Annotated in this window: 11 protein-coding genes; 3 read left to right on the plus strand and 8 right to left on the minus strand. The window is 32.9% G+C overall.

Annotated elements, in window-relative coordinates:
• Nucleotides 1-52: 52 nt before the first annotated feature.
• From atpB to ACP5FO_RS05465, 8 genes are read right to left on the minus strand one after another with little or no spacing between them, the layout of a single operon-like run.
• Nucleotides 53-727: a F0F1 ATP synthase subunit A gene (atpB, locus tag ACP5FO_RS05430; RefSeq protein WP_428157136.1), complete on the minus strand. Its 675-nt coding sequence runs from the start codon at nucleotides 725-727 to the stop codon at nucleotides 53-55.
• The gene (locus ACP5FO_RS05435) at nucleotides 727-1,077 is read right to left on the minus strand and encodes a hypothetical protein (RefSeq protein WP_428157137.1); all 351 of its coding nucleotides are present in this window, start codon (nucleotides 1,075-1,077) and stop codon (nucleotides 727-729) included. Before ACP5FO_RS05435 ends, atpB begins: the two co-directional genes overlap by 1 nt.
• Entirely contained in the window at nucleotides 1,055-1,315 is a 261-nt protein-coding gene (locus tag ACP5FO_RS05440) for an AtpZ/AtpI family protein (protein WP_428109005.1), read from the minus strand. Before ACP5FO_RS05440 ends, ACP5FO_RS05435 begins: the two co-directional genes overlap by 23 nt.
• A complete protein-coding gene (gene hemL / locus ACP5FO_RS05445; RefSeq protein ID WP_428109002.1) occupies nucleotides 1,312-2,613 on the minus strand; it encodes a glutamate-1-semialdehyde 2,1-aminomutase in 1,302 nt (433 codons plus the stop codon). The genes ACP5FO_RS05440 and hemL overlap by 4 nt, the downstream gene beginning before the upstream one ends.
• A 2-nt stretch (nucleotides 2,614-2,615) precedes the next feature.
• Nucleotides 2,616-3,281 carry a phosphoribosylformylglycinamidine synthase I gene (gene purQ, locus ACP5FO_RS05450; RefSeq protein ID WP_428109000.1) on the minus strand — a complete coding sequence of 222 codons (666 nt, stop codon included), beginning with the start codon at nucleotides 3,279-3,281 and terminating at the stop codon, nucleotides 2,616-2,618.
• On the minus strand, nucleotides 3,262-3,504 hold the full coding sequence (gene purS / locus ACP5FO_RS05455) for a phosphoribosylformylglycinamidine synthase subunit PurS (RefSeq protein ID WP_428108993.1): 243 nt from the start codon (nucleotides 3,502-3,504) through the stop codon (nucleotides 3,262-3,264). Before purS ends, purQ begins: the two co-directional genes overlap by 20 nt.
• 12 nt (nucleotides 3,505-3,516) lie before the next feature.
• Nucleotides 3,517-5,586 (minus strand): sodium-translocating pyrophosphatase, encoded by a 2,070-nt coding sequence (locus ACP5FO_RS05460; protein ID WP_428157138.1) that lies wholly within the window; start codon nucleotides 5,584-5,586, stop codon nucleotides 3,517-3,519.
• Nucleotides 5,587-5,599: 13 nt separating this feature from the next.
• Nucleotides 5,600-6,898 carry a putative manganese-dependent inorganic diphosphatase gene (locus ACP5FO_RS05465; protein ID WP_428108985.1) on the minus strand — a complete coding sequence of 433 codons (1,299 nt, stop codon included), beginning with the start codon at nucleotides 6,896-6,898 and terminating at the stop codon, nucleotides 5,600-5,602.
• A 151-nt stretch (nucleotides 6,899-7,049) separates the two neighbouring features.
• Here ACP5FO_RS05465 and ACP5FO_RS05470 point away from each other — a divergent pair, with 151 nt between their 5' ends.
• From ACP5FO_RS05470 to ACP5FO_RS05480, 3 genes are all read left to right on the plus strand, one after another.
• Nucleotides 7,050-8,396: a GGDEF domain-containing protein gene (locus ACP5FO_RS05470; RefSeq protein ID WP_428157139.1), complete on the plus strand. Its 1,347-nt coding sequence runs from the start codon at nucleotides 7,050-7,052 to the stop codon at nucleotides 8,394-8,396.
• Nucleotides 8,397-8,510: 114 nt separating this feature from the next.
• A complete protein-coding gene (locus ACP5FO_RS05475; protein WP_428157140.1) occupies nucleotides 8,511-9,320 on the plus strand; it encodes a complement resistance protein TraT in 810 nt (269 codons plus the stop codon).
• 75 nt (nucleotides 9,321-9,395) lie between these two features.
• A complete protein-coding gene (locus tag ACP5FO_RS05480) occupies nucleotides 9,396-12,458 on the plus strand; it encodes a helicase-related protein (RefSeq protein ID WP_428157141.1) in 3,063 nt (1,020 codons plus the stop codon).
• Nucleotides 12,459-12,483 lie beyond the last annotated feature (25 nt).

Genomic DNA, 12,483 nt, shown 5'->3' on the forward strand with positions numbered 1-12,483 from the left:
AATAAGACCTTACCCTTCATAAAACCTCCTCACAATAAAAAAATTGTCTACTTTATGACTCATGGTGTGTTGCAACAGCATCTGCAATGTATAGTGTTGTAAGTAATGGGAATATAAAAGATTGCAACACAGCAGCAAATAATACTAAAAACATAACTGGAATTGGCACAAGTGCTGGAACCAAAAAGAACAATACAGCTAAAAGTAAATCATCACCACCTATATTTCCAAAAAGCCTGACAGATAGCGATAAAATCCTTGCAAAATGACCGATTATCTCAACAGGTATCATTAAAGGTGTAAGCCACCACACAGGACCCATAAAATGCTTTATATATTTTAGACCATTGTGCTTTATGCCCAGGTATTGGTAGTAAACAAATACTAAAATAGCAAGTGCAATTGTTGTATTCCAGCTGGATGTTGGAGGAACAAACCAAGGTATAAGTTCTACTATATTTGAAAAGAATATAAATATACCAAGCGATGCTATTAGCTTAAAATGTTTTTTGGTTTCTTTTGGACCAAGTATATCTTCTACAAAACTGTACATACCAGATATAAATGCTTCAACCACATTCTGGAAATTTGATGGCATGAATTTAAGTGTAAAACGTACACTGATAGCAATTACAATAATAACTAGCATAATAAACCATGTGAAGACCATAAAATTTGGCATATGAAGCATATGTGCTATAAATTCTAAAAAGTTAGGCGCTTCCATTAAACCTCCCTATCTAATTTCTTTCTAAATAAGACAAAATAAACTAAAACTGAAATAGGCAAAATAGAAAAGCCTATTATTAAACCTACAAAACTGTATACTAATAGCTTGTAGCTCAAAATTATTAAAAAAGCAATCATTAATAATCTTACAATATTGCCCAAAAAAGAAAACCTACCTTTTCTTACCCATCTAAAAGACATTTTTTTTAATAAAAACCAATCAATCAAAGCTACACTTGCACCCACCAAAACACCAACAAATAAAAAATTAACTGCAAAAAACGCAATTATTGCGAATATAAAATACAATATTACCAAAATAATTTCAAGTCTTTTTATTTGAGTCATTTTTATCTATGCTTTCTTTGTTTATCTTTTTTGTTCCTATATATAAATTTCTAAAAGCTGCAGCAATACCAAAAAAAATAAAGATTAGTAAAAGCCAGGGGTGTGTAGAAGGAAATTGTTTGTCAAGAAAATAGCCAATAAGACCCCCAATTATTATGGAAAAAACAAAACTCATACCAATCGTTGAAGCATCATATAAACCTTTATAAAAATCTTTATTACTTTTATTTTTCTTCATACTATAAATTTTGCATTTTGTAATTCTTTAAATATTTCTTCCGCAGCATTTATTGTATATTCTATATCGTTTTTGGTATGTGCAGTTGATAGAAAATTTGCTTCAAATTGAGAAGGCGCAAAATATATACCACGCTTTAACATTCCTAAAAAGAAGTTTTTAAACAAACGCTCGTTTGATTTTACAACTTCAGCATAATTTGTGGGTTTTTCTTCCGTAAAGAAAAATGTAAAACACGAAGCAAAAGAATTCTCACTAAGCGGTATATCATAAGTACTTGCAAGTCCCATTATTCTTGAAACTAAAATTTGTGTATTTAGTTTTAATTGTTCATAAGGGTTTGTGTTTTTTAGCATATCAAGTGTAGATATACCTGCCTGGACAGCGATGGGATTGCCAGATAGCGTACCAGCTTGATAAACAGGACCCTCAGGGCTTACTAAACCCATAATATCTTTATTGCCACCGTACATTGCAAGCGGAAAACCGCCACCTATAATTTTACCTAAAATTGTTAAATCTGGTTTTATATTTTCTAAAGTTTGCACACCGCCATAACATGCTCTAAATCCTGTTATAACTTCATCAAAGATAAGTAAGCTTTCGTATTGTTGTGTAATTTCTCTTAAAAAATTTAAAAAGTTAGGTTTTGGCAGTACTACACCCATATTTGCTGCAATTGGTTCAACTATTACACATGCTATAGTATGACCATAATCTTGAAATATCTTTTTAACAGAATCAAAATCATTATATTCGCAAAGTAGTGTGTGTTTTGCTATATCTTCTATAACACCTTTACTTGTTGGCACACCAAATGTAGCAGCACCAGAGCCAGCACCAACCAGCATACCATCGTAATGCCCATGATAGCATCCAATAAATTTAAGACAATTTTCTCTTTGCGTAAAACCCCTTGCAAGCCTAATAGCGCTCATAACAGCTTCTGTACCAGAGTTTACAAAACGCGTTAGCTCAATTGAATCAAAAGCTCCAGCAATTCTTTTTGCAAGTTCTATTTCTGCTTTCGTGCAGGCGCCATATGTAAAGCCGTTTTCAAGTGCGGCCTTTACTTTATTTATAATTGTATTGTTTGCATTTCCAAGAATATTTGGTCCAAAACTGGAAACATAATCAATAAAAGTATTTGAATCCTCACTGTATAGATATGCCCCTTTTGCCTTTTTTATAAATATGGGGTCAATTCCAACACTTTTGAAAGCCCTAACCGGACTGTTAACGCCACCTACTATGTATTTTTTTGCTTCTAAAAAAAGCTTTTTACTTTCATCTAACATTTTTACCTCAAAAAACTAAAAAAGTACTCGCCATCCTGTCCTAAAAAGCTTACAGCTCTTTCAGGGTGCGGCATTAAACCCAGTATATTGCCTTTTTTGTTGCAAATGCCAGCTATATTTTCAAGGCTTCCATTTGGGTTTGAGTCCATATCAACATTTCCATCTTTGTCGCAGTATTTAAATACGATTCTACTTTCATCATTTAAATTTTTAAGTGTTGTATTATCACAATAGAAATTGCCTTCTTTGTGGGCAATAGGCATTTGAAGAATGTTTTTTTTGATGTTTTGTGTTAGTTTACATATGGAAGGCAGAAGCTTTATGTAAGTTTGTTTATGTATAAATCTTAAGCTCGTATTTGTTATAAGTGCACCTTCCAGTAAGTGCAACTCTGTCAATATTTGAAAACCATTGCAAATGCCTAATATATAACCACCAAAATTATTGAACTCAAGCAAGGCATTGGAAAGTTTTGTAAACTTTGCCAATGCGCCTGCCCTTAGGTAATCTCCATAAGAAAAACCGCCAGGCAATATTATACAGTCAAACTCTTTTAAATTTGTTTCTTCATGCCAAACAAGACGTGTTTTGGCACCCATATATTGTGCTGCAAATTCACAGTCATAATCGCAGTTTGTACCTAAAAATCTAACTATTCCTATTTTCATAAATTATCTCATAATCTTCAATAATTTCGTTTGAAAGTATTTTCGAAGCCAGTTGTTGAATTATGTCTTTTGCGTCTTTATTTTCTAAGTTTACTTCAAAATATTTGCCTGACCTTATATCGATAAATTCGGTGCCAAAATAACTATTTGCAACTTTTTTTATAGCGTTACCTTGAGGGTCTAAAACACCTTTTTTTGGCTTTACAATAATTGTTGCTTTCATTTTTTAACCTTCTTATGCAAAAATTAAAACGATTAAAATTGCTACAATGTTTATAATCTTAATCATAGGGTTAATAGCAGGGCCTGCTGTATCTTTAAGTGGGTCTCCAACTGTGTCGCCTGTTACTGCAGCTTTGTGTGCCTCACTTCCTTTTCCACCAAAGTTACCATCTTCGATATATTTTTTTGCATTATCCCATGCACCCCCACCGCTTGTCATTGATACTGCTAAAAAGAAACCAGTAACAATTGAACCTATGGACATTGCTCCCAATGATACTGGTCCAAACAAAAAATAAACAATTACGGGGGCTATTACAGGAATAAGTCCAGGGGCTACCATTTTTTTAATTGATGCTTTTGTTACGATATCAACACACGCTGCATAATCTGGTTTTGCTTTACCTTCTAATATACCTTTAATTTCTCTAAACTGTCTTCTTACCTCTTCTACCATCAAGCCACCCGCTTGTCCAACAGCTTCCATTGACATAGCGCCAAAGTAAAATGGTAGCAATCCGCCAAGTAATAGACCAACAATTACATAAGGATTGCTTAAATCAAAACTAGTTAAATGCCCACCAATGTTAGAAGAGCTTAAAACTCTGGTATATTCGGCAAATAAAACAAGTGCCGCCAATGCTGCAGAGCCTATTGCGAAACCTTTGGTTACTGCTTTTGTAGTGTTTCCAACTGCATCTAATGGATCTGTGACTTTTCTTACAGATTCGTCCAGTTCTGCCATTTCTGCTATACCACCGGCATTATCAGTAATAGGCCCATATGAGTCTATAGATATAATGATACCTGTTAGAGAAAGCATTGAAGCAGCAGCTATACCTATGCCGTATAAACCAGCAAGCTGGTAAGAAAAATAAGTTGTGAGTGCAATAACTATTGCAGGAAGCGCTGGTGCTTTGTACATTACAGACATACCTTGAATTATATTAGTTGCGTGGCCTGTTTCTGATGATTTTGCGATAGATTTTACTGGATTAAAACTGTATGATGTATAATACTCTGTAATTAACATGATAAGTCCCGTTAGTATCATTCCAAGTACGCTTGTAATAAATATGTTTATTGTAGGGTATTGTCCAATTGTTTGAGGTATGAAGCTATTCATTGCAAACCATATTACAATTAGTGAAATAATGGCTGTTGCAACTAAACCTTTATAAAATGCCCCCATAATGTTACCAGATTTACCCACATTAACAAAAAATGTGCCAATTATGCCAGCAACAGAAGCAATAGAAACAATAAGCAAAGGAAGCATGCCAGCTATACCCATGAAATTTTTTGGGTCAAATAGCGAATGGCCTAAAATCATAGCAGCAACAGTGGTAACTGTAAATGTTTCAAAAACATCTGCTGCCATTCCAGCACAGTCACCTACATTGTCGCCCACATTATCAGCTATAACTGCTGGGTTTCTTGGATCATCTTCAGGTATCCCTGCTTCAACTTTACCTACAAGATCCGCTCCAACATCTGCAGCTTTTGTGTAGATGCCACCGCCAAGTCTTGCAAATACGCTAATTAAGCTTGTACCAAAAGCAAGTCCAATCAATGCTTTTAGTGCATGATCTACTGGGGTGCCAATCACATAAACAGAAACATAGTAAAAGCCTGCAATTGCCAAAAGTCCAAAACCTGTAACCAGAAAACCCGTAACAGAAGCTCCTGTAAATGATAACCTTAAAGCTTTTTTTAATCCTTCTTTTGCAATATTTGCAGTTCTAACATTGCTTTTTACGGAAACAACCATGCCGATAAACCCTGCAAGCCCAGATAAAAATGCGCCAAACAAATATCCCATAGCTGTGAGTAGACCAAAATGGCTTGAAACCGAACCTAAAGCCCACAAAATAGCAAAAATTACAATTGCAACTATTGCTATGTATTTATACTCTCTTGCTAAAAATGCATAGGCACCTTCTTGTATAGCTTTTGCTATATCTTTCATGCGTTGTGTGCCTTCTTCTTTTGACATTACTGAATAAGCACTTATAACAGCATAAATAATAGAAACCAAAGAACTACCAAAAGCAATTAACAAAATTACCTTTGCCACATCCATCCAAAAACCTCCCCTAAGTATTAATGATACTTCTTATTTGCAAAGAAAAAGTTTGGTAATCTGTACCTGATTTTTCACAAAGCCACTTAAGCATTTTTATGTCATAATCATATGTTTTCTCTGGTTGTAAAAATAAAGTATTAACAATTATTCCACTTGCAAGAAGTAAAGCAATTTTTTTTTCTGGTATTACACTATTTTTAAAAAACTCATCTGCAATTATAGTTGTTGTTGCGCCAAAAGGTTCTATTCTGTAGCGTGTAACATTAGAAGTTTTTATGTCTCCTAATCTGTGATGATCAATTATTTCTAGCACTTCACTTTCAAATATGCCTTCTGGAGCGTTAATCGAATCAGAATGGTCAATAAGTATTACCTGTCTTTTTGAATATTTTATAATATCAGTTCTTGTTATAATGCCAAGTATATTGCCAAAAGGATTTAAAACCATGATTGCACGATTTTTTGAGCTGTAAACCTTTTCTTTGATGTCTTTTACAAATTCACCTTCTTGTACTGTAGATGGGTTTTTATCTGCTATAGTAAATATTGGTGCGCTCCATTCGACAAGACCAGCTGTCGCAAATGAACCATAAGAAGACAGAATAATTGCTACCTGATTTTTTTTTGCTAGATCAATAATATCCTTGGAAGGCTTCGCATTGTTTGAAATAATAAGGCATTTAACACCTATTTCTACAGCTTTTTTTTGAATATCGTGCCTGTTTGCTACAATTAAAATAACATTTTGTGGATCAAAGTTTTGTATTTCTTCCAAAAAGCTATCTGTGTCCATTGTTCCTAAAATAACATTTGCTACGAATTCATCATCACTAAATGGATCGTTTAAAATTTTACCATCAAGCGATTTTGCTATTAAACTAACTTTGGTCTTAATTTTTCTAAATATATCAGGTATTATAGCAGATATGCTTTTCCTTGCTATATCAAGCATATCTATGGATCCGCAAAATTTATTTTCTTCATCAACAATGGGCACAATTCTTAAGTCTTTTTTTAACATTAACTTAAATACATCGGTTATTGGTGCATTTTTTTCTACTGTTATAATATTTTGTGTCATAATATCACAAACTTTTAGGTTTAAGTTTGTGATAAAATTTGGCAAAGGCGTACCGAGGTAGCTTAGGACTTTTTGCGTTTCTACATTGATACTACCGCTTGCACACGCAATATATTCGTTGCTATTTGATATTTTGTTTTTTAGATAAGCATATCCAATACATGAAGCTATGCTATCTAAGTCTGGGTTTTTTCTTCCTATTACAAAAATATGTTTTGCACTTCGCATAAGCTTTCTCCTTCTTGCAACTCAAAGCTGATATTACCATAAATGGTAAGATTTGTAAATTATTACCGTCGTTATTTTATTGATAAATTTTTCTTGAAATTTTAATCTAATTATGTTTTAATTTTTCTAATCAAAGAAAGGATGGTTTTAAATGCAAATTAAAAACGATGTTATTTGGCAGTCAGCACTATTGATGCTTGGTTTTGGTGTTTTAATTGGTGTTTTATTTCCTTTTTTCAGTGATTTTGTTTTGGCTTTGCCAAAGGAAAAAGTCTATACAACAATATTTTTTACAGTATGCATAATTTCTGGTATAATTGTTGGTTTAATAGGGTTTTTAATAATAAAAATAACAATCATAAAACGATTGGCAAATCTAAAAAATAAAATTGATACGATTTCAACAAATATACAAAATTACATTGAAGGAAAGATAAAATACGTTGAATCTTGCACGGATTGTTTTGTTGAAAACAACAGGGATGTATATGATTTAGGTACAAAATACAATTTATTTATCAGCATTATTAGACAATTTTTTTGGCAGTATCAAAAAAGTGATGAATTTTATTTAAAACTCAACGAATCTTTAGAAATAAAAGAGCTAAATAGGAATTTTGCAAAATTTGTTACTGATAATTTTAATTGTTTGGGTATTGAGATTTTTAACCTTGATAGAATGGGAAATTTAAATGTAATATTCAGTTATTTATCTAGAGAGCAACTTAATGATAAGCAAAAAGAGTCCATTAAAAATATATTGGATAAAGGTCAATTGTTAAGCTTTAGAGATTCAAACATAGAAATAAGTATTGCTACATTATCTGTTAAGCCAAAAGAAGTTGTATTTTTACCCATTGAAACAAAAAAAAGCGAAAAATATCTAATAGCACTGTATTTTAACTCATATTTGAAACAAGATGATATAAACTTTTTCAAAAGATTAATTTATCAATATAATTTGGCACTTGACAGGTCGAGTGCGTATGAGCATATGCAAAAAATTGCTGCATTAGACGAACTTACCGGTATATACAACAGAAGGTTTGGTATGCAAAGATTAGCCGAAGATTACTCAAGAGCTAAGCGCTCTGGTAATGCTTTTTATGTTATAATGTTTGATATAGATCACTTCAAAAAAATTAATGACACTTTTGGACATCAAGCGGGTGATTATGTTTTGTATCAGATAGCTAAAACTATAAAAAGCTTATTGAGAATAGAAGATGTTTTTTTGCGATACGGTGGAGAAGAATTTGTAGCGGGTCTTATTTGCAAATTTGAAAATGTTATCGAAAAGGCAGAGACTATAAGAAAAGAAATAGAAAAACTTACTTTTTTATTTAATGACTTTGAAATAAAAGCAACAGTTTCTATCGGCATATCAAAAAGTCAACCTAGTGATTTATTAACAATTGAGTCTTTAATAAAAGAAGCGGACGAAGCACTGTATATTGCCAAAAATTCCGGGAGAAATAAAGTGTTTATCAAGCAATAAATTTTGTCAAATATCCTTAGAAATTATCGTTATTTAGTTGGATAGAAATTTTTTTTGGAGGTTTTATGAAACGTTTTTACAAACACTTTTTTTAGTGTATTATTTGCTTTAGGATTGGTTTTTTATCTATCATCGTGTGCAACCGTAATGAGTGGTATTGAGAATGCAAAATTGCAAACTCAAGCCAAGATGAGCAATACTATTTTCTTAAATCCAGTGGGTCCAGCTCAAAAAACTGTATTTGTTCAAGTAAGAAATACATCGCAAGTGTCTATGCCCGATTTAAAAAACATGATAGTTCAGAAACTTGAAGCAAACGGGTATAAGGTAATCGCTGATCCGCAAAAAGCACATTACTGGTTACAAGCAAATGTGTTATATATGGGAAAAGAAACAAAATTTGCCACATTTGATGGAGCCTTAGCAGGTGGTTTTGGCGGAGCTTTAGCTGGTGCAAGTATTGGACAAGGCTACGGTCAGGGTGCAGCGGCACTCGGTGGTGCTGCGGTTGGATCATTGCTTGGCGCGGCTATTGGCAGTGCAATACATGTAGATACTTATCTGGGTGTTGTTGATATTCAAGTTTCAGAAAGGGTAAATGGTGTTATTAAGCAAACTGTAACTTCAAATTATTCCCAGGGTGAGTCTGGCCATGTTGCTGGTGCAACCATAACTCATAAATCAAGTGGCAGCTACAATAGCAATTCAAACTACACGCAAGGCTCATACTCAAACAATTCTACAACGCAAATTCAAGAAAATAGAGAAGGCACTCAAACTTCAAGCCAATATCAGAGAGAAACAAATTATCAAGCCTATAGAACAAGAATTGTTGTTGAAGCAAAACAAACCAACATGGATTTGCAAAAAGTTACACCAGAAATTGAAAATCTAATATCAAACGAAGTCGCGGGCATATTTTGAGTTTAGAGGCTTTAAAGCCTCTAAATTTTTTTTGCATAGATTGAAATTTTTCGTTAAAAATGATAATAGTATTGCATGTACTATGATTTTTCATTACTATCCTACCTTGCTTTTAGCTTAATCTCAAAAGAAAATATTTTAGTAGTTTTAAATGACAATTTTGAAGCAAAGACTTTTTATGAATCGTTGGTTTTTTTTAAAGAATACTATAATTACAGTCTATCGCTAAGTTTTTTTGAAGCTTACAGTATTGGTGCAAACTCTTCTATAGCCCCTTCCAGTAATACTATAAAAAACCGCATAAGCACACTGGCAAGCCTAAAAATTGAGACTGAAAACCACATTTTGGTTACAAGCCTGCAGGCTATTATGCAGCCTACAGTAAAAGAAGAAAATTTTATCCTTCATGCGATAAAAAAAGATAGCAGCTTTAGCCATAAAGCATTTATTGAGCTTTTGGCTGATTTATATTACGACTTTGTGACAAATGTTGAAGATATAGGGCAATACTCTACACGGGGGAGCATAGTAGATTGCTTTGTGCCCGTTTATGATAAACCATTAAGGATAGATTTTTTTGGCGACACAATTGATGATATAAGGACATTTTACCCGGTTAACCAAACAACGCACTCAAAAATTGACAAAGCCTACATTACATATGCAAAAGAATACAACTATAGCCAAGACGAGTATGGCTTTTCACTAATTAGTGAAAATATTAAAGGCTATATTTTAGACTATAAAACAGTTAAAAAGCTTGCAAAGCACTTTTATTTTGATGAGAAAGCAATAGAGCTTGCTTTAAAGAGAGCAAGCCTTAGCGAAGGTGTTTACGATTTGCGCCTATTAAGCCAAAAAACAATGGATTATGCAAGCTATATCAATGAATTTGAGAGTGTTTTTGTGCCAAATATCCAAACTGCTCAAAAATTGGATTTTCTAATAGAGCTGTCAAAATCGTCAAAAGTTGTAATTGCGTGCTCAAGCGATTTTCGTGTTGAAAAGCTAAAAAGCATTTTAGAATCAAAAGATGCTCAAATTGTAAGAGATGGTGAAAGTGGTATTTTTTTAAGCAGTGGATATTTGAAAAAAGGTTTTAGGACAAACAAGGTTGCGTTTGTTAGCTTTGAAGAGATTTTTGGAGTATCTGTGCAAAAAGACCAGCAGTTGCTCCCAAAAATCCAGATGGTTCAGTTCCAAAAAGATAAACTTATTGCGCACAAGAATTACGGTATAGGTATATATAAGGGTATAAAGACGCTTAAAGTAGAAGATGCGATGATGGATTTTTTTGAGATTGAGTATGCCAATCAAGATAAAGTTTATGTGCCAATAACAAATGCTGATTGTTTGTTTGAGTTTAACGCTCAGGCCCAAGTTGACTCGCTAAATTCAAAGTCGTGGCATAAAAGAAAAGAAAATGCATCTAAAGCTATCAAAAAAATCCTTACCGAGCTTGTTAATATTTATGCAAAGAGAAAAATACTAAAGCGCTTCGCCTATAACACAGATTTGATCGAATTAAAAGAATTTGAAGCAGAATTTGAGTATCAAGAAACACAAGACCAATTGCAAGCAATTGAAGATGTTAAAAATGATATGAGAACTGACTCTCCAATGGAAAGACTTATCTGCGGTGATGTTTCGTTTGGCAAAACTGAAGTAGCAATGAGGGCCGCAGCCATAGCCGCTTTTAATGCTATGCAAAGCGTTGTTATCGCGCCTACAACAATTCTATCCATGCAGCATTATAATACGTTCTGCGAGCGTTTTGCAAATTATCCTGTAAAAATAGCACTTTTGAATAGTTTTACAAAAAAAACAGAAAAGGAAAAAATTAAAAATGATTTAGAGCAGGGCACAATAGATATATTAATTGCTACTCACTCGGCTTATTTTGCCGATATAAATTTTAAAAATTTAGGTCTTGTGATTGTTGACGAAGAACAGCGATTTGGTGTAAAAATTAAAGAATATTTTAAACAAAAATTCGAAACGGTAGACATGCTTTATTTATCTGCAACACCAATTCCACGCACACTTAATATGGCAATAAATTCTATTATGGGCATAAGTGTTATAAAGACAGCACCTCTTTCAAGAAAGCGTATAGAAACATATGTATTAAAGCAGTCAGATAAGATTATTAAGGAAGCTATAGAAAGGGAAATTTTTCGAGACGGCAGTGTTTTTTTTGTTCATAATCGTATTGATACAATTTACCAAACAAAAGCATTCTTGGATAAATTGCTTCCAGATTATGAGAAACAGGTTATCCACTCGCAGTTACCAAAAAATAAAATAAAAAAAATTATAAATGATTTTGCAAATGGCAAGTTTCCTATTTTGATATCTACTTCAATTATTGAATCCGGTTTGGATTTAAAGCATGTAAACACCATTATTATATCACAAGCACAAAATTTTGGCTTAAGTGATTTATATCAGCTAAGGGGCAGGGTAGGGCGCTCTGATATAGAAGCTTTTGCTTATTTGTTGTATGATGCACCACTTAGTGAACAAGCTTCAATGAGGTTAATTACGTTAAAAGAGTATATGGAAAGAGGAGTTGGTTTCAACATTGCGCTAAAGGACATGGAAATAAGAGGTGCAGGCAATATATTGGGCAAAGATCAAAGTGGCAATATTAAAGCTATTGGTTATGATTTGTATGTAGAGTTAACGCAAGAAACTCTATCGCAAATGTCAAATGTAGAAACCGAAAGAGATCTTGAAATAAAATTTATAGACAACTTATATATACCAAATTGGTATATAGACGACGAAAAGACAGCTGTATATACACTTATTTCAAAAGCTAAAAGCGAAGAAGAGTTAAACAGCATAGAAAACTATATAGAAGATAAATATGGAAAACTTCCAAAAATAGTATCTAAACTTGTTGAAATTAGCACAATAAAGTTGTATGCTAAGAAAGCTTATGTAAAGAGTTTAATGTTTGGCTCAAAGGGTATCTCGGTGCAATTTTATATTGATGCGAAAATTGATACTGATAAATTAATAAAGCAAGTTAATATAGTTGGTGGTAAATTTTTAGGCGAAACGACTGTTTTTTTAAACATTAACAAAAATAATTTAAATGTGCTAAAAAATTTCTTGATTAATATTGTGTAAATTGATATTCTACACAAAGGAGTGA

It is taken from the genome of Desulfurella sp., assembly GCF_049977265.1.
In the GTDB taxonomy this organism is placed as follows: domain Bacteria; phylum Campylobacterota_A; class Desulfurellia; order Desulfurellales; family Desulfurellaceae; genus Desulfurella.